The organism is Pantoea sp. X-Soil-YNGN-844, from assembly GCF_059730595.1.
Genome location: NZ_AP036007.1, coordinates 609,332 through 625,815 on the forward strand (window position 1 = coordinate 609,332; position 16,484 = coordinate 625,815).

A 16,484-nucleotide genomic window follows, 5' to 3' on the forward strand; every position below is an offset into this window, starting at 1 on the left:
CCTCATCGTGATTAATGAACCTATGGTGACCCCTTTATCCGGCGGGAAAAAGCGCGTAGCCTGAAATGATTATTCACCATAATGAACAATCGCAATGAAAGAGATGAAAACGGATACGCTGTGGGATCATCTTCACTGGCTGACCGTACTGGCTGAGCAGGGCAGCTTTACCCGCGCGGCGGAGCGGCTGGACGTCAGCAAAGCTGCGATGAGTCAGAAAATCAAAGAACTGGAACAGATAGCCGGTGTACTGCTGGTACAGCGCACCACGCGCAGCGTACGACTGACATCGGCGGGTGAGAAGCTGGTAGAGGAGTTGCGCGAGCCTTTTGCCCGCATCGAACAGAGTTTTTTTAGCGTGCGTGATACCGCCGGGCCAGTGCGTGGTCTGGTGCGTATTACCGCGCCGGTGGCGTTTGCCCGGCAGCAGCTGGTGCCGATTATTGGTGAGTTTCTGCGTGACTATCCGCAGGTGCGTCTGCAGCTGGATGTGACCGACCGCATTGTGTCGCTGAGCAGTGAGGGGTTTGATCTGGCCATCCGGCACAGTGACTCGCTGCCGGAAACCCATGTGGCGCTCCCGCTGTGTGATACGCAGACAGTGCTGGTGGCCTCACCTGCCTATCTTAACCAACAGGGTATACCGAACACGCCGCAGGATCTGATGCAGCATAACTGCCTTTACTATCCGCGTGGTGTTGAATCACCGCGCTGGCGGTTTGTAACCGCAGCGGATGGCGAAGAGGTGCAGGTGCGGATTCAGGGCAGCTTTGCCACTAACAACAGTGAGTCGATACGTGATGCCGCTCTGCAGGGACTGGGAATCGCGATGCTGCCCGACTTCAGCGCCCGTGAAGCGCTGGCCGCAGGCTCTTTGCAGCAGGTGTTACCTGAGTGGCAGCCGGTAGAGGCCTTTGCCGCCCGCCTGTGGATCGTCCGGCCCTGGGCGGCGCAGGTGCCCCGCGCGGTCACCACTTTTACGCAGTGGCTACGCGCGCGCTTTGACCGTTGATGGCAATGCCAGCGCTGATGATGATGTATGCATCATCTCGCCAATCAGGCTGCTGCGGTTATACAAACCCAGCCGCAGATTGAAGTCGAGATGCAGTCGCTCGTTGCCGGTTAATTTGATAATCGGTGGTGGCGTCTCTGGCCGCTGCTGAAACATCACAGACTGCGCAAAGGCGGTGCTGCTGTCGGCATGCAGGCGCTGATAGTACCAGGCGCTGGCTTCCCCTTTACGCAGATAAAGATTAGCCCGCCGGTATTCGCGCATCGCCACCTGCTGCGCCAGCGACAGGAGCTGACGTGACGGATTATCTACATTTTGTACAATCAGCGGAAAATCATCACGCTTCTTCAGCTCATGGAAATAGTTGCGGATACCGACGTTTTTAACCGGTGCCAGCTGTTTCAGCCATTCGCGAATAAAGGCATTCTGCGGCGGTGCGGCAATAAACCAGCTCTCTGTGACCGGCGCAAGCAGGTTCAGCGTTGATTGCTCGCGATAGTAGCCGATGAGATCCATTGGTCGCGCATGGTGAACGCGATGTACCCAGGCAAGATTTTCAAACAGCAGGGTGCTGCAGTCGATGCCGATACCGCCATAGCGGTGAATCAGCTCAAGCCGGATGATTTCACTTTTATGTGCCAGCGTCAGATCGGAAGAGATAAAGCTGAGTTCGGGCAGCCACTGCGACAGAGTGCGCTGCGTGACCAGATAAACCTGGTGATCGGGGTTATCCCGCCGGATTTTACTGATATTCAGCGCCATTGATGTCGGCAGCTGATCGTTATGCCAGACCATCCAGACAATCTTTGGAATCTCGGGCAGATGTTTCTGCTGAGCAATCAATACGACATTATCTTCCTGTCCCGGATCATATTCCGGTGCCTGACAGAGGCTCTGCTGTTTCTTATTCCATAACATCTGGCTACTGAACGATATTCTTTTCCAGTTACGCCAGAGTTTATGCGCTGGACGTTGGCGATGTGAAGTCATGGTACACCTGTTATTTTTATTTTCCCGCTATAGTGCTGGCTCTGCCCGTTGCGCCTGAAGCGTGAACGGGCGGCATTGCATACTGAGTGCAATCCCGATGAGCGCGGAAATTAATGAATAGTTTTCCCTGGTGGCGACGCAGTGCGGGAGCGCGCGATAGTTTCCTCACGGCTTTTTAATTGCACTGCACCTTTTTAATAAAACATTATTTACACATTAGCTATGTCTTTTTTTGACTTTAGGATAATACGGAAATAATCCGGTCACCTTAATGGAATAATAATATCGCCACGGTTAATCAGTTATTTAAATGTGGCGGAACGCATAACTAAGGAATGTCTGAATATTATGTTAAGCCTTTGGCTTCTCTCAGGGCCCGGACCTCTGAAACAGTGAATATTGCGCTTAACGTGTGGCGTAAGCCCGGCTCAACAATGTGCGGAATCGGACAGCCTGAAGAGGATTGTCTACGCTTAAGAAGAACTTACTGAGAAAGGAGCGCGCATGCAGAGTGAATCCTATGGTTTACTGGCGGTTGATAAGCAGGGCAATCGCGTCCTGTTTCTTAACCCGGAAACCTTCGCGGTCGAGCGCGAGCTGAACGCTTTTCCACCGCGGCCGCATGAACTCCTGATGCTGGCACCCTGGGGTAAAGCGTATGTGCCCATCTATGGTGACGGCGTTCATGGCAATAACCCGCATCCGGGTCACAAAGTGGCGATCATTGATTTGCAGCGTCGCGAGATCAGCGGCTTTATCGATCTGTCGCCGTTGCGAGCACCACACAGCGGGCAACTGGGCCGCGATGGCAAAGTCTATCTCTGCTGTGAGCAGAGCGCCGCCGTAGCCGTAATCGATCCGCAGACCGACAAAGTGGAAAAGATCATCCCGATTCCTTCTCACAACGCGCATCGCCTGACGCTGTCACCCAGCGGCCGCAAACTGTTCACCGATAACGAAGAGGATGCGACCATCACCGTCGTGGATCTCTGTGAAGCAGAGGGACGGGTGATTGATACGATTCTGCTGCCGGGCCCGATTGCGGGTATCGCCGCCTCACCAAAACACCCTTATCTGGTCGCCAGCGCAGCAGATGCGCCGTTGCTCTATGTGATCGACCGACAGAGCCACCGTATTCGCCAGCGCATTACGCTGCCGGGTCATCAGCAGCCCTGCCAGGTGGTTCGCTTCAGCGCCGATGGCGAACAGCTGGTGGCGATTGGCGATCAGGAACCGCTGGTAACGCTGTTTGATGACCTGCTGAATCCGCTGGGCGATATCAGCGTGGGCAACATGCCGATGGATGGCTGCTTCACGCCAGACAGGCAACAGCTGCTGATTGCGAATCAGGATGACGGCACGCTGAGCGTGATCGATCTGGCGCAGCGTAACGTGATTGCCACACCGCGTGTCGGAACGGGCTGTGAGGTACTGGGCTATTTTCCGATGGGTCAGATAAACGGACGATGATAGATCGCAGAACTCCAGTGGCGGCTGCTGGCATGTTTCTCTGCCTGCCAGCCGCGTTTACGTAATTCTCGCGCAATCATCTTGTTCATGATGCCGTGGCCCAGCAGCAGCACCGTGCCACGCTGTGAATGCTCGATCAGTTTTTCTGCCGCCGCCGAGGCCCGGCTGCGCGCATGTTGCAGCGACTCCGCTTCACCCGCATAACCGCATAACCACAACAGCCGCAGTAAGGCCAGCCAGCAGATTGTCGGCAGTTGAAAATCCCCCGTTCGCAACAGCGGTACGGCGACTTCGCTGTAGAGCGCATCAATCTCATGAGGATGCAGGCCAAGCTGGCTCAGAGAAGATTGTGCGCGGGGCAGGGGACTGCAGACAATAATTGCGGCCTGACGGGCAATCTTAATACTGCGCGGTGGCGGCCCGTCACTGACTCCGGACTGATCGTAAGCTTCGCACCAGTCTGCCAGTGCCTGCACGCTCTGGCGACCCGCTGCCTGGTGGTCAGGTTTACCGTGTCGCATCAGAATAATGGTCATAACACCTCTGTCAGGCTTTTTTTCAGGGTAACGCATTGTCTGCGCTTGCAGCGATTTTTCAGAATAAAGATGAAGTGTCATCTGCAGGTAATCCGGGTGTGCGACAACAGAACCCGATGAAAGGATTTTAGCCCCGCTTATAACGCTTAATGATTAGAGAAAATGCTAACTTACCGCGCAAAGTGATTTTTTATTGTGCGATATAGTGGAGTTAACTGGCTGAATTTGCGCTGAAAATGTGTGATGACGCAATGTGATAGTGAAGTTTTACTAACAATTTGCGCCAGGATCTCTTGATTTATCTACGCGCGTAGATAAACTAGGTCCCCAGTGATTGCTCACGGTGCGATGCACAGTAGGCTCCATTGATTGTTAAGTTACATTCGCTCAGTTTAAGCGACCGGTGAAAAATACATCGGCGAAACGGGGCGAAGAACACGATTCCAACACCAGGGAATCCTTTAACCTTTCATCATGGTTAGTCAACTGAACGTCGCCACCGGGGGAATTCCGCTTTCATCAGGGAATCGACCCATGGACGGGCGTTTATCAATCTGCATACTCATTCAGGGATAGGGTTATGACGGCACACAATTCCGTTAAGCAGCAGGCATCACTGTCTTCCACCTCAGCCGCCGACGAGCGGTTTAATACTTCTTCAGGCCGCAAAGATTTCTGGCGCGCCACTTTCTCATGCTGGCTCGGAACGGCAATGGAGTACGCGGATTTCGCGCTCTACGGTCTGGCTGCCGGTATCATCTTTGGCGACGTCTTCTTTCCGGAATCGACTCCCGCGATGGCACTGCTCTCCAGCTTTGCTACCTGGTCAGTCGGCTTTGTTGCCCGGCCTATCGGCGCACTTTTTTTCGGCTGGCTGGGCGACCGCAAAGGCCGAAAGGTCGTGATGATCTCCACCATCATTCTGATGGGCACTTCCACCACCTTTATCGGCTTAATACCGAGCTATGCCGCGATTGGTGTCTGGGCTCCGGCCTGTCTGGTGCTGCTGCGCTTTACCCAGGGTTTCGGCGCGGGCGCAGAGTTATCGGGCGGCACGGTGATGCTGGGTGAATATGCGCCCGTTAAGCGTCGTGGCCTGGTTTCATCCGTTATTGCTCTGGGGTCTAACAGCGGTACGTTGCTGGCCTCGCTGGTCTGGCTGCTGGTAGTGCAGATGGATCAGCAGAGCCTGCTGGAGTGGGGCTGGCGTATTCCCTTCCTCAGCAGTGCGCTGATTGCCCTTGTTGCGCTGTGGATTCGACGTCACCTGCGTGAAACGCCAGTATTTGAGCGCAGGAAAGCGGAGATGGAAGCGGAACGTGCAGGCGTACTGGCCGCGACAGTCGTGGACTCGCGTCCTTTCTTCCAGCGTACTCGCGCTTTCTGGACCATGATAGGTTTGCGCATCGGCGAAAATGGCCCTTCTTATCTGGCTCAGGGCTTCATGGTGGGTTATGTCGCGAAGGTGCTGATGGTGGATAAGTCCGTACCGACGACGGCGGTGTTCCTTGCCTCACTGCTGGGCTTCCTGATTATTCCGTTTGCGGGCTGGCTCTCTGATCGTTTTGGTCGCCGGATCGTTTATCGCGTCTTCTGCCTGTTACTGATGATCTACGCCTGGCCCGCCTTTACGCTGCTGGACACGCGTGAACCGATGCTGGTGATCCCGATTATCGTGGTCGGTATGGCGCTGGCGTCACTGGGTATTTATGGGGTGCAGGCGGCATGGGGCGTGGAAATGTTCGGCGTTCAACATCGCTACACCAAAATGGCGGTGGCCAAAGAGCTTGGCTCGATTTTATCCGGCGGCACGGCGCCGCTTATTGCTGCTGCTATGCTCTCTTATACCGGTCACTGGTGGCCGATTGCGGTCTACTTCTCGGTAATGGCCGCCATTGGATTCTTTACCACTTTTGTCGCTCCTGAGACGCGAGGGCGGAATCTCAATCTGCCTGAAGATGCCATCTAGATTTACCTGAAGGTGCCGTCTGCCAGGAGAGAGCTATAAACAGCAGGCCGTGTAAAGCGGCCTGTTTTTTTTATGGAGGAACGTGATGTGCCTAAGTCGTTAACGGGAAAAGTGACCCGCAGTGAAGTTGCGAAAGCGGCAGGCACCTCAGTGGCAGTCGTCAGTTATGTCATTAATAACGGGCCTCGTCCGGTCGCTGAGGCGACCCGTCAGCGGGTACTGGAGGCGATTAAAGCCACCGGTTACCGGCCCAATGCAGCAGCACGCGCGCTGGCCTCCGGTAACACCAAAACGTTTGGGCTGGTGGTGCCCAACATCGGCAACCCCTTCGTGGCGTCAATGGCGCACGTGTTGTTGCAGGAGTCGATGAACCACGGTCACGTCATGCTGCTGGGTGATGCCGGTGACGATCGCAAACGCGAACTGGAGTTAATTCAGGGGCTGCTCAACCGGCAGGTCGATGGACTGTTTTACAACAGCGTCGATCGCCATCCTTACATTGACCTGATTAAAGCCAGCGGAACGCCGCTGGTGATGCTGGAGCGGGTTGAGCCTCAGCCGGGCGTGAACATGCTGCGGGTCAATGAGCGTCAGGCCGCGTGGCAGGTGACGGCACATCTGTTGAGTCACGGTTATCAGCAGGTGGGGATCATTAGCGGCCCGGTCGATATGCTCAACGCACAGGATCGTATTCAGGGCTGGCGCGATGCCATGCACGATCGTGGCCTGCCGATAGATGAGTCGCTGATGTTCCCCGCCAACTACACCCCACAGGGCGGCTACGAGGCGGCACAAACCATGATCGCCCGCGGCTGTGTGCCTCGTGCGTTGTTTACCAGCAATGAAGGTCAGGCGATTGGCGCGCTTCGCGCCTTTTCCGAACATCACATTCGCGTGCCGCAGGATGTGGCACTGGTCTGCTTTAACGGGACCGATCACTCGTCGTTTCATGTCCCGACATTAACGACCGTGCGCCAGCCACTGCGTGAGATGGCACGCTCTGCGATTCAGATGCTGAAAGAGGGGCAGAGTGAAGCGCAATTAAAGGAGTTTCCACACTATCTTGAAATTGGTGAATCCTGCGGCTGTCAGCCGCAAAGTCAGAGTTAAACTATAAAAATATGAAAAGAATCATTATTGATTGCGATCCCGGCAATGGTATCGCGGGTGCCAACACCGATGATGGGCTGGCGATTGCGCTGGCCTTAGCTTCACCAGCCCTGTCGCTGGAATTGATCACCACCGTAGCGGGTAACACGCCATGTGACGTGGGTGCACGCGTTGCCAAAGATCTGATCGTCCGGCTGGGATTATCTATCCCGGTCGTACAGGGCGCGACGCAGGCGTTACAGGAAGATCCTGCGCCATGGCGCGAGACGCTGGACCATCGGGTCAATCAGCTTGCGCTGGGAAAACTCTGGCAGGATGTGCGTCAGCCAGCCAATGTTGCGGCGGATGCGTTTGATGCGGCTGACGCTATCGGCAAACTGATTTGCGACAATCCGGGCGAGATTACGCTGGTAGCAATTGGTCCGCTGACGAATGTGGCGCTGGCGATGCAGCGCTATCCCGCCATGGCAGAATCGGTGGCGGAAATTGTGATCATGGGCGGCGTCTTCTCGCTGGATGATTACATCAAAGACACCAATTTTGGTCTGGATCCCGAGGCGGCGCATCAGGTGTTGCACAGCGGTGCTGCGGTAACACTGGTGCCGATGGATGTCACCACGCAGACGCTGCTGACCCAGCAGGATCTGACACGTCTCACCGCGGCCGATCATCCGCTGACCGAATTTGTACGCGACACGCTGCGCCCGTGGATCGACTATTCAATGGAAACCCGTCAGCTGGCAGGATGCTGGATCCACGATGCGCTGGTGGTCGCCTGGTTGCTGAATCAGCGAGTCGCCTCGGGCATCGATTACCGGGTTGATATCGAACTGCGTCCCGGTGCGACGCGTGGCAAAAGCTGGCGTTATCGTCAGCCGCTTCGGCTCACTGTCGGTGTGCCTGATCACTGCGGCGCATCGGTGCATGTGCTGCATAGCGTCGATAACACGCTGCTGTTGTCGATCATCGAACAGGCATTTAAGCGCCTGACATCCTGAAGTCATGGGCGATTAACTGCGCCCGCTTACTGCGCGTGATTAACTGCCATGATGGGGCGGTGATTATCATCGGCTGATAAAATCTGTCAGGTTGTCAGCAGCATTCGGGCGCAGGCAGAAATGCAGGGTTTGTGAGCCGATGCAAAGCGTTAAATCGCTTCGCACACGTCGATCCAGCGGGCGTTAGTCAGTTCAGCCATCTGCTGTGGCGAGATGCGGACGGCGCTGTGGATAGCGCCAGCGGCGGGCAGGACTTCTTCGAAGCTGCGCAGTGAAACATCACAGTAGACGGTCAGCGGATTCTCCAGACCGAACGGACAGACGCCGCCCACCGGGTGGCCGGTCCAGTTAATCACCTCGTCGACGCTCAGCATCCGCGCTTTCGCGCCCAGAGCCGCTTTCAGCTTGCGATTATCCAGTCGGGCATCGCCGCGTGTCACAATCAGCACCACGTCGTTTTTCACTTTCAGTGACAGGGTCTTGGCAATCTCTCCTGGCGTCACGCCATGGGCGCGTGCAGCCATCCCGACCGTTGCAGTGCTTTCTGCCAGCTCAATAATTTCAATTTCAGGGGCGTGTTCGGCAAAGAACTGGCGCACGGACTCCAGACTCATCTTTCTCTCCAGGCTGATCGAAGGCGTAAAAATTGCCACAAGCCTCAGTGCCTGTAAACGAGATAAACGGAGAATTCGCTGTAATTAAGTCTGTTTAGCTGCCGCTCAGGGTGCAGTTGCCGCATTGTTCGACATCAGGGATGCGATAACGCTGGCAGCAGCTGCGACGGACCAGTTCGCCGTTGCGCGGGATCATGGTGCGGTAAAGTGGGTTTTCGCTGCCATCCAGCAGCCGCTGGTTGAAGAACAGCGCCTGCTCCAGTTGCAGGATCAGCGCCTCATCGATCTGGCTTTTCAGCTCACCCAGGAACCACTGGAATGAGTAGCCCATGTTGTTCCAGATGAGTCGGGCGTTGATATCACCATGCTGCGTAATACCCTTGACCACCGGGATCAGATGCTGCTGAATCAGCCGATCAATGCGCTGCAGCGAATTAAGATAGCGCGCTTCTTCATCTTCCTGCACATCGATCCAGAACGTGGCCGGATGGCCATTCTCATGAAATCCGACGCGAATATGCTCAGGCGAGCAGTCCAGCGCACGTGACTCCTGCAATAACGCCATGATGAGCGGAGGCAGCAGCAGGCCAAAATACCACTGTGCCCAGAGTGACAGCACCGGTTTCGCTTCACGAACGGCATCAGGATGATCGCGATAGAGATAATCGCTATAGCGCTGGATGAGCGGGGCAAAGGCCTCTGATTCCGACCAGTCGGCAAGCGTCAGCGTATCGCGCGGAGCAGACTGGCTGAACTTCGTCGATTCAAGCAGATAGCTGCGCTGTTGCTGCAGCCGCTCATGCAGACTTTCCGCCAGCGGGCGGTCATTCTGCCGGAAGATCATCGACTGAGCGCTAAAACGCTGTTCCTGAGCTGAAGCAGTTGCCATGACGACTCGCAGAAAGTGTAGATAAGAAAGCAAATGATAATCGTTATTGATTAACTCTACAAGTCGTGTAAAAATTCGTCGCTGCTGGCGGGAAAACGGCGGGGGTTGAGAGTGGTCATCAGGCCAGATAGAGCAGCACATCGCTCGCCACTGTTCCGGTCAGCAACGACCGCGTTATGCTTACTCAGGCATGTTCGCTGGAGGTCTGAGGCTGCTGTCGGGGCAAATCTTCCCAGGCGAGAATGGTATTGCGACCCTGATTTTTAGCCACATATAACGCGCTGTCCGCATTGGCGACCGCCAGATCGAACTCATTATCATAAATGGGCGCGATGCCCGCACTGATAGTCACGTGAGTGGAAACGGTCTCATTGAAAAGGTGAGGGATTTCTAAATCCAGCACATACTGGCGAATTCGCTCTGCCAGCTTCATGGCGATCGAACTGTTCACATTGGTCATCAGCACCAGAAACTCTTCGCCGCCGTAGCGGGTGACGACATCGCGCGAACGCACTGCATCACGAATCGCGACAGAGACCCGCGCCAGTGCCTGATCGCCCATCGCATGCCCATAATTATCGTTGTAGGCCTTGAAGTGGTCGATATCCAGCAGCAGCACGTAGTGGCTGCCGGCGTGGTTTTCCAGAATATTATCGAGCCGGTTCTTTAGGCCGCGGCGGTTATAGAGTCCGGTCAGCGGATCGAGCATGCTGAGGTCACTGAATGTCTCTTTCTCTTCATAGAGCTGATGCATCAGGCGCAGGGTAAAGTTGTCGGCACGGCGGCGCATCAGATGCTGCAGGGAGAAACCGATCAGAGGCAGGATGATGGTCAGCAGGATCAGCGGCAGATGCTGTCCATTGTCGAGCAGTAATACGGTGAAGACCGGCGGCGCGACGTGCAGACAAAATGCACCCAGATAATCGCTCAGGGCGATAGCACTGATAAATAACACACTGATCAAACTGATAATAAGAAAGCCACCATCAAAATAGAACACCTGATGAAAGCGATAATTAATGTGCCAGGCCCAGAGCATGCCCAGCAGGAGTGCCACAGGATTTAACAGGGGAAGTTTTAGTCTGGGCCATATTAAATAGGTAATTAACATGATGCCACTAAACGCAGCGACACAAATTACCGGCAATGTCGCGTCATTGGTCTCATTGCTCATTACAGGCAGCAGATAAAATAGCGAAACGGCGATATTTAAAAAGAGAAAAAGCATCACTGAAAGCCGGTATTTACTCTGTTTCAGTTCTTCATATGATTGTAATTTCATTATAAATACTCGTGACGGCCCTGAAATACCAAAGCGCAAGCCGGCAAAAAAAGATTCTGCCAGAGAGTGAGCAAATTATTGCTGTTGCTGTTATTAAAAGTGTTATCGGCCGCAATCTAGCATTTTCCAACTGGTCTGTCATCTTCGTTGCCGGACGCGACAAAAACAGGCTGCAAGGGCGTTAAAACTGTCATATGATAATGGGAATGCTTATCATTTGAGGTTTGCGTCATGGGGATAGCGATTATTGCGGCCTGCGGCCTGTGGGGAGTCAGTTGGGCATTGGGTAAAAAACTGGATAGCGCGTGGGGCGTATTGCTGCCCTGCATCGCACTGCCGCTGTTCGCCTTATGGGAACCGAGCTTCAGTCAGTGGCGGATGGTCATGACGGTGGCGCTGCTGCTGACTGTCGTGATGCTGTTTAATCAGCGTCTGCGACACTATCTGCTGTTGCCATCCTGCCTGGCATTAGCGGGTGGCCTGGCGGCTATCTCTGTGAATTTTAATCTGATTTAATCGAGGCGAAGAGGATGAAATCGACGTGCCGGGTGAGCTAAAGCGAGCTGAAAAACTAAAATGAGCAGGGGATAAAACGATACTGCAAGGGAAGCAAAAGGGCATTGCGGGGAAAACAGAGGATGACAACGTTGGTGCGAAGAGAGGGACTTGAACCCTCACGTCCGTTAAGACACTAACACCTGAAGCTAGCGCGTCTACCAATTCCGCCACCTTCGCATCGAGTTGTCTGTTCATATCACCGCAATGGTGCGAAGAGAGGGACTTGAACCCTCACGTCCGTTAAGACACTAACACCTGAAGCTAGCGCGTCTACCAATTCCGCCACCTTCGCGCAGTGCTCGCGATATGAAACATGTGATTTTGGTGCGAAGAGAGGGACTTGAACCCTCACGTCCGTTAGGACACTAACACCTGAAGCTAGCGCGTCTACCAATTCCGCCACCTTCGCATACCCGTAACACCCTGAGAATGTTACAACCACGGAGGCGCATTCTAGAGATTTTACTCTTTGCGTCAACAACTATTTCGTCGGGCTGAAACGATCGCTGTAAAAAGCAACGTTTTCAGCCCGGCAACGCCATTAACGCCGGGAAAAGCGCTTAGCGCGTTTTGGCTCCGCGACCGTAAACAGCGCGATAAACTTTAAAACGACCGGTCTGTGCGATGACTTCGTGACTGCCGAAGGCTTCATCCAGCGCCTGCGGGTAAGGCAGGAAGGTGTTCGCCACAATACGCAACTCGCCGCCGGTGTTCAGATGTTTCACTGCGCCACGGATCAGCGCCTGGGCGGCGTCGAGGCTGGTCTGGGTACCTTCATGGAACGGCGGGTTCGAGATAATCATGTCGAAACGACCCGTGACGTCAGAGAAGACGTTACTGGCGAAGACTTCTCCCTCGATGCCATTGGCGGCCAGCGTCAATTTACTCGCTTCAATCGCAGCCGCGTGCACGTCGCACAGCCACAGACGCACTTTAGGCGAACGGGCCGGCAGAGAGGCGGCAATCACGCCTGCGCCACAGCCCATATCCAGCACTTTACCTTTGGTATGCGGAGTAAAGGTCGAGAGCAGCAGGGCACTGCCGCTGTCCAGGCCGTCACGGCTGAAGACGCCAGGCAGGGTATGAATCGTCAGACCATCAAGCTGATACTGATGACCAAAGCTGCTGGCATCAAACTCAGGCTGTTTGTCCAGGCGACCATGGTAGAGACCACAGCGACGCGCGCTGTCGATTTTTTCCAGTTTCACCCACGACTCCACCATGCCTTCGGCACTGCGCACGCCGCTGCGGTTTTCACCGACAACGAATACGTCACAGCCGACCGGCAGCAAAGAGAGCAGGTTCTGCAGCTGGAACTGCACTTCAGGCTTATTCTTGGTCCAGAAATAGACCAGGGTATCGCAGCCCTGCACATCTTCTGCCTGCGCAACCATGCCGTAACGCGCCTGCTCGCCCATACGGCGGCTCAGGTTTTGCCAGTGATGATATTGCTGGGTGTGAACGCGCGACGAGGCGGTTTCCAGCTGAGCGGGCAGGTCATCCTGCAGATCGCCAGCAAATAAAACATGGCGGGCGGTAAATTCATCACTGTGGCGCAGAATGACTTCGCTGGCCGGGGTTAAAGCAGACATGTAGGGCTCCTGTAAGATCTGAGCGGGGATTATAGTGGTTTGTTGGCGCATGTTCGATGGGTTTGCTAGCATAGCGTCGCATTCAGGCAGCAGAACAGGTAACACCATGACGTCCAGGCGCGACTGGCTTTTACAGCAAATGGGAATTACACAGTACCAGCTGCGCCGCCCGCGCGTGCTTCAGGGCGAAATTGCCGTCACGCTGGCACCGGACACGCAGTTAATTATTGTCGCTGACGCGCCGCCCGGTCTGCATGAACCGCTGATGCGCGACGTGCTTCATGCTCTTAATCTGCAACCCGCTCAGGTGATGACCGTGACGCCGGATCAGCTGCAAATGCTGCCGGAAACGCTGAACTGCGCGGGCTGGCTGCTCGGCGTAGAGAGCGAACAGACTTTTAATGGCGTGGCTTTAACCAGCGCCTCTTTCAATGAACTGATCAGTAGCGGCGTCGCCAAACGCGCGCTCTGGCAACAGATGTGTAACCATGACAGCCATCTCTTTACTCACCCCTGACGATCTGGCGCAGGCCTACGCCATTGAGTGTCGTAGTCACGCGTTTCCCTGGAGTGAAAAGACGTTTGCCAGCAATCAGGGCGAGCGCTTTATCAATTTACGTCTCGATGTCGACGGTAAAATGGCTGCTTTTGCCATTACCCAGGTGGTGCTGGACGAAGCCTCGCTGTTTAACATCGCGGTCGATCCCGCCTTTCAGCGCCAGGGACTGGGCCGCCAGTTGCTGCAGCATCTGATCGATGAACTGATCAAACGCGACGTGCTGACGCTGTGGCTGGAAGTGCGGGCCTCGAACCTGCCCGCCATTGCGCTCTATGAGCAGCTTGGATTCAATCAGGTCAGTCGTCGTCCCAATTATTATCCCACCGCCAGCGGCCGTGAAGATGCCCTTCTCATGGCCCTGACGCCGTAGTGGTGTTAAGGAGCTTTAATGTTAGATAACTGGGATTGCATCCTGTTTGATGCCGACGATACCCTTTTTCATTTCGACGCCTATGCTGGTTTGCAGCGCCTGTTTGCGGGTTATGACGTGCAGTTCACTGACCAGGATTACAGCGATTATCAGGCGATCAACAAACCGCTGTGGGTCGATTATCAGAACGGCACCATCTCAGCGTTACAGCTGCAGACTCAGCGTTTTAACCACTGGAGTGAAAAGCTCAGCGTTGCGCCAGAGATCCTTAACAGCGGTTTTCTCACCGCAATGGGGGAGATCTGCACGCCGCTGCCGGGTGCGGTCAGTCTGATGAACCAGCTGCATGGGCGGGTAAAGATGGGCATTATCACCAACGGCTTTACCGCGCTGCAGCAGACGCGTCTGGAGCGCACTGGTTTCCGTGATTACTTCTCGGCGCTGGTGATCTCTGAGCAGGTGGGCTTGCCAAAACCGGCGGCAGAGATTTTTGATTATGCGCTGGAGTTGATGGGCAATCCGGATCGTCAGCGGGTGCTGATGGTGGGGGATACCCCAGAGTCAGACATTCTGGGCGGCATGAATGCTGGCCTGAAAACCTGCTGGCTCGATCATGGCACCCGGCCACTGCCGGAACATATCAAACCGACCTGGCAGGTCAAATCGCTGAGTGAGCTGGAAGCGCTGCTGATCGGCTGATGGAAGCTGCCTCGCAAATCCGCAACTTTCCAATAAAAAAGGCCCGCTGTGCGGGCCTTTCTCGTTTTATCTTTACCGCAGCCGGCGCGTTACTCTTTCTTCTCGTCGTCCTCATCCCGGTCCTCTTTCACCGGGGTGCTGGCGGTAAGCAGAAACGGTGACTGCTGCCAGCGGGTGCGGCGATGACGCAGCAGAGTGCGGGAGAGAATAATGCCGATCGCCAGCGCCAGCAGCATCATCAGACGCAGAATATTGGTGGTGTTGTCGACCTGATGTGAGTCGGTGACCAGCACGTGAGTATCCAGCGTTACGCGCAGAAAGCCCAGCGGGCCATCGTTTCCGGCCAGCGGCTGCACAATCTGGTGGTTGAAATAGCTGCCCGCGCGCTTGCCGTCGAGCGCCAGCCGGTCACGGACATTGATGTTTTCACCGCTGTGCGCTACCAGGCTGCCGTCGCCGTCATACACGGACGCATCCAGAATACGGCTGTTCGCCGTCATCTGATTAAGAATGGCTTCAATCTGATTGCGGTTATTTTCACTGTTGTCCATCAACGGCTTAAGGCTGAACGCCACCTGGCTGGTCAGCGTATGCGCCAGCTCCTCGACCTGCTCAGAACGCGCCGTCTGATGGCCGAGACTGAACCAGGAAGCGCCCTGCATCAGCACGACCAGCAGCGCCATCGAGATAAGAACGATCACGGTACGATGTAAGCGAAATTTCAGTGCGGTTTTAGCCATTAATCATCCGGGTCATATCACAACAGAAAGCCTGGAGATTATGTTGCCAGAAGCGGCGCAGACAAGGTAGCCTCTTGCGTGGTTTTGTTGTCCCTACAGGAGCTCTGATGCCAAATCGTTTAACCTGGTGCGATCTTCCCGCCGATGTCTCCCTCTGGCCGGGTTTGCCCCTTTCTCTTAGCGGTGATGAAGTGATGCCGCTGGATTATCGCGCTGGCCGCACCGGCTGGCTGCTGTATGGCCGCGGGCTGGATAAGCAACGGCTGACCGATTACCAGCACCAGCTGGGTGCGGCGATGGTGATCGTCAGCGCCTGGAACGTCGATGAGTATCAGGTGATTCGCCTGGCGGGATCGCTGACGCCATTTGCCAGCAAGCTGGCGCACGACGCCGGGCTGGACGTAGCGCCGCTGGGCAAAATCCCGCATCTCAAAACGCCGGGCTTACTGGTCATGGATATGGACTCCACCGCGATTCAGATCGAATGCATCGACGAGATCGCTAAACTGGCGGGCTGCGGCGAGCAGGTGGCGGAAGTGACGGAACGCGCAATGCGCGGCGAACTCGACTTCACCGCCAGCCTGCGTCAGCGCGTCGCCACGCTGCAGGGCGCGGACGCCAATATTCTCAAACAGGTGCGTGATGCGCTGCCGCTGATGCCAGGCTTAACGACGCTGACGCAGAAACTGCAGGCGCTGGGCTGGCAGGTTGCCATCGCATCCGGCGGCTTTACCTACTACGCCGACTACCTGCGCGACAAACTGCATCTGTCGGCGGTGGCGGCCAATGAACTCGAAATCCGCGACGGCAAGCTGACCGGCAACGTGCTGGGTCCGGTTGTCGATGCACAATACAAAGCCGATACCCTGAAGAAACTGGCGCAGCGTTTTGACATCGCGCCGGAACAGACGGTGGCGATCGGCGATGGAGCCAATGACCTGCTGATGATCAAAGCCTCAGCGCTGGGCATTGCGTTCCATGCTAAACCTAAGGTGAATGAGCAGACTGCGGTCACCATTCGCCATGCCGATTTAATGGGGGTGTTCTGCATCCTCACCGGCAGCCTGATCCACGAAGAGCGTTAACAGAGGTATTG

At 55.4% G+C, this 16,484-nt stretch carries 17 protein-coding genes and 3 tRNA genes; 10 read left to right on the plus strand and 10 right to left on the minus strand.

Translation table 11 applies throughout. From position 1 onward, the window contains the following. Positions 1-94 precede the first annotated feature (94 nt). Positions 95-1,012: a LysR family transcriptional regulator gene (locus tag AC6I8C_RS02645; protein WP_497821539.1), complete on the plus strand. Its 918-nt coding sequence runs from the start codon at positions 95-97 to the stop codon at positions 1,010-1,012. Here the strand turns inward: AC6I8C_RS02645 and AC6I8C_RS02650 are convergent. Continuing rightward, positions 989-2,002 (minus strand): glycosyltransferase family 32 protein, encoded by a 1,014-nt coding sequence (locus tag AC6I8C_RS02650; RefSeq protein ID WP_497821540.1) that lies wholly within the window; start codon positions 2,000-2,002, stop codon positions 989-991. The genes AC6I8C_RS02645 and AC6I8C_RS02650 overlap by 24 nt on opposite strands. A gap of 504 nt (positions 2,003-2,506) precedes the next feature. Here AC6I8C_RS02650 and AC6I8C_RS02655 point away from each other — a divergent pair. After that, a complete protein-coding gene (locus AC6I8C_RS02655; protein WP_497821541.1) occupies positions 2,507-3,472 on the plus strand; it encodes a beta-propeller fold lactonase family protein in 966 nt (321 codons plus the stop codon). Here AC6I8C_RS02655 and AC6I8C_RS02660 read toward each other — a convergent pair. Further along, a complete protein-coding gene (locus AC6I8C_RS02660; protein ID WP_497821542.1) occupies positions 3,454-4,008 on the minus strand; it encodes a histidine phosphatase family protein in 555 nt (184 codons plus the stop codon). The two genes, AC6I8C_RS02655 and AC6I8C_RS02660, sit on opposite strands and share 19 nt — an antisense overlap. Positions 4,009-4,588: 580 nt before the next feature. On the opposite strand from AC6I8C_RS02660, the gene AC6I8C_RS02665 reads away from it, so the two are divergent. From AC6I8C_RS02665 to AC6I8C_RS02675, 3 genes are all read left to right on the plus strand, one after another. Continuing rightward, complete coding sequence (locus AC6I8C_RS02665) at positions 4,589-5,977, plus strand: MFS transporter (protein ID WP_497821543.1); 1,389 nt, start codon at positions 4,589-4,591, stop codon at positions 5,975-5,977. An 87-nt stretch (positions 5,978-6,064) separates the two neighbouring features. Next, the gene (locus AC6I8C_RS02670; RefSeq protein ID WP_497821544.1) at positions 6,065-7,087 is read left to right on the plus strand and encodes a LacI family DNA-binding transcriptional regulator; all 1,023 of its coding nucleotides are present in this window, start codon (positions 6,065-6,067) and stop codon (positions 7,085-7,087) included. Between the two features lie 11 nt (positions 7,088-7,098). Next, positions 7,099-8,085 (plus strand): nucleoside hydrolase, encoded by a 987-nt coding sequence (locus AC6I8C_RS02675; RefSeq protein ID WP_033731425.1) that lies wholly within the window; start codon positions 7,099-7,101, stop codon positions 8,083-8,085. A gap of 149 nt (positions 8,086-8,234) precedes the next feature. Here the strand turns inward: AC6I8C_RS02675 and AC6I8C_RS02680 are convergent, their stop codons facing one another. The 3 genes from AC6I8C_RS02680 to AC6I8C_RS02690 form a co-directional block, all read right to left on the minus strand. Next, the gene (locus tag AC6I8C_RS02680; RefSeq protein WP_013356678.1) at positions 8,235-8,699 is read right to left on the minus strand and encodes a YbaK/EbsC family protein; all 465 of its coding nucleotides are present in this window, start codon (positions 8,697-8,699) and stop codon (positions 8,235-8,237) included. A 94-nt stretch (positions 8,700-8,793) separates the two neighbouring features. Continuing rightward, a complete protein-coding gene (fhuF, locus tag AC6I8C_RS02685; RefSeq protein WP_497821545.1) occupies positions 8,794-9,588 on the minus strand; it encodes a siderophore-iron reductase FhuF in 795 nt (264 codons plus the stop codon). 184 nt (positions 9,589-9,772) lie between these two features. Continuing rightward, on the minus strand, positions 9,773-10,870 hold the full coding sequence (locus tag AC6I8C_RS02690; protein ID WP_013356680.1) for a diguanylate cyclase: 1,098 nt from the start codon (positions 10,868-10,870) through the stop codon (positions 9,773-9,775). Positions 10,871-11,101: 231 nt separating this feature from the next. Here AC6I8C_RS02690 and AC6I8C_RS02695 point away from each other — a divergent pair, with 231 nt between their 5' ends. Next, positions 11,102-11,386, plus strand: a complete 285-nt coding sequence (locus AC6I8C_RS02695) for a DUF1435 domain-containing protein (protein ID WP_497821546.1) — start codon at positions 11,102-11,104, stop codon at positions 11,384-11,386. A 132-nt stretch (positions 11,387-11,518) separates the two neighbouring features. Here AC6I8C_RS02695 and AC6I8C_RS02700 read toward each other — a convergent pair. The 4 genes from AC6I8C_RS02700 to rsmC all read right to left on the minus strand — a co-directional run bounded on the left by AC6I8C_RS02700 (position 11,519) and on the right by rsmC (position 13,020). Then, positions 11,519-11,605, minus strand: a tRNA-Leu gene (locus AC6I8C_RS02700). A 28-nt stretch (positions 11,606-11,633) separates the two neighbouring features. After that, positions 11,634-11,720, minus strand: a tRNA-Leu gene (locus AC6I8C_RS02705). Positions 11,721-11,750: 30 nt separating this feature from the next. Then, positions 11,751-11,837 (minus strand) — tRNA-Leu (locus AC6I8C_RS02710). Between the two features lie 151 nt (positions 11,838-11,988). Beyond that, positions 11,989-13,020: a 16S rRNA (guanine(1207)-N(2))-methyltransferase RsmC gene (gene rsmC / locus AC6I8C_RS02715; protein ID WP_033731428.1), complete on the minus strand. Its 1,032-nt coding sequence runs from the start codon at positions 13,018-13,020 to the stop codon at positions 11,989-11,991. 106 nt (positions 13,021-13,126) lie between these two features. On the opposite strand from rsmC, the gene AC6I8C_RS02720 reads away from it, so the two are divergent. Genes AC6I8C_RS02720 through yjjG form a run of 3 tightly spaced genes read left to right on the plus strand, consistent with a single transcriptional unit; the run spans position 13,127 to position 14,648 of the window. Then, on the plus strand, positions 13,127-13,537 hold the full coding sequence (locus tag AC6I8C_RS02720) for a DNA polymerase III subunit psi (RefSeq protein WP_022625367.1): 411 nt from the start codon (positions 13,127-13,129) through the stop codon (positions 13,535-13,537). Further along, positions 13,509-13,949, plus strand: a complete 441-nt coding sequence (gene rimI, locus AC6I8C_RS02725) for a ribosomal protein S18-alanine N-acetyltransferase (RefSeq protein WP_497821547.1) — start codon at positions 13,509-13,511, stop codon at positions 13,947-13,949. Before AC6I8C_RS02720 ends, rimI begins: the two co-directional genes overlap by 29 nt. 18 nt (positions 13,950-13,967) lie before the next feature. Continuing rightward, positions 13,968-14,648 carry a pyrimidine 5'-nucleotidase gene (gene yjjG, locus AC6I8C_RS02730; protein ID WP_497821548.1) on the plus strand — a complete coding sequence of 227 codons (681 nt, stop codon included), beginning with the start codon at positions 13,968-13,970 and terminating at the stop codon, positions 14,646-14,648. A gap of 89 nt (positions 14,649-14,737) precedes the next feature. Here the strand turns inward: yjjG and AC6I8C_RS02735 are convergent, their stop codons facing one another. Beyond that, complete coding sequence (locus AC6I8C_RS02735; protein ID WP_095706238.1) at positions 14,738-15,388, minus strand: YtjB family periplasmic protein; 651 nt, start codon at positions 15,386-15,388, stop codon at positions 14,738-14,740. Positions 15,389-15,495: 107 nt separating this feature from the next. On the opposite strand from AC6I8C_RS02735, the gene serB reads away from it, so the two are divergent. Further along, complete coding sequence (gene serB, locus AC6I8C_RS02740; RefSeq protein ID WP_033731434.1) at positions 15,496-16,473, plus strand: phosphoserine phosphatase; 978 nt, start codon at positions 15,496-15,498, stop codon at positions 16,471-16,473. Positions 16,474-16,484 lie beyond the last annotated feature (11 nt).

What these genes read in the sequence shown, in the direction of transcription:
- AC6I8C_RS02690 (WP_013356680.1), bottom strand. Translation starts at nt 10,870, where the DNA reads ATGAAATTACAATCATATGAAGAACTGAAACAGAGTAAATACCGGCTT.
- rsmC (WP_033731428.1), bottom strand. Translation starts at nt 13,020, where the DNA reads ATGTCTGCTTTAACCCCGGCCAGCGAAGTCATTCTGCGCCACAGTGAT.
- fhuF (WP_497821545.1), bottom strand. Translation starts at nt 9,588, where the DNA reads ATGGCAACTGCTTCAGCTCAGGAACAGCGTTTTAGCGCTCAGTCGATG.
- AC6I8C_RS02660 (WP_497821542.1), bottom strand. Translation starts at nt 4,008, where the DNA reads ATGACCATTATTCTGATGCGACACGGTAAACCTGACCACCAGGCAGCG.
- serB (WP_033731434.1), top strand. Translation starts at nt 15,496, where the DNA reads ATGCCAAATCGTTTAACCTGGTGCGATCTTCCCGCCGATGTCTCCCTC.
- AC6I8C_RS02650 (WP_497821540.1), bottom strand. Translation starts at nt 2,002, where the DNA reads ATGACTTCACATCGCCAACGTCCAGCGCATAAACTCTGGCGTAACTGG.
- AC6I8C_RS02665 (WP_497821543.1), top strand. Translation starts at nt 4,589, where the DNA reads ATGACGGCACACAATTCCGTTAAGCAGCAGGCATCACTGTCTTCCACC.
- AC6I8C_RS02655 (WP_497821541.1), top strand. Translation starts at nt 2,507, where the DNA reads ATGCAGAGTGAATCCTATGGTTTACTGGCGGTTGATAAGCAGGGCAAT.
- AC6I8C_RS02645 (WP_497821539.1), top strand. Translation starts at nt 95, where the DNA reads ATGAAAGAGATGAAAACGGATACGCTGTGGGATCATCTTCACTGGCTG.
- AC6I8C_RS02680 (WP_013356678.1), bottom strand. Translation starts at nt 8,699, where the DNA reads ATGAGTCTGGAGTCCGTGCGCCAGTTCTTTGCCGAACACGCCCCTGAA.
- AC6I8C_RS02720 (WP_022625367.1), top strand. Translation starts at nt 13,127, where the DNA reads ATGACGTCCAGGCGCGACTGGCTTTTACAGCAAATGGGAATTACACAG.
- yjjG (WP_497821548.1), top strand. Translation starts at nt 13,968, where the DNA reads ATGTTAGATAACTGGGATTGCATCCTGTTTGATGCCGACGATACCCTT.
- AC6I8C_RS02695 (WP_497821546.1), top strand. Translation starts at nt 11,102, where the DNA reads ATGGGGATAGCGATTATTGCGGCCTGCGGCCTGTGGGGAGTCAGTTGG.
- rimI (WP_497821547.1), top strand. Translation starts at nt 13,509, where the DNA reads ATGACAGCCATCTCTTTACTCACCCCTGACGATCTGGCGCAGGCCTAC.
- AC6I8C_RS02675 (WP_033731425.1), top strand. Translation starts at nt 7,099, where the DNA reads ATGAAAAGAATCATTATTGATTGCGATCCCGGCAATGGTATCGCGGGT.
- AC6I8C_RS02735 (WP_095706238.1), bottom strand. Translation starts at nt 15,388, where the DNA reads ATGGCTAAAACCGCACTGAAATTTCGCTTACATCGTACCGTGATCGTT.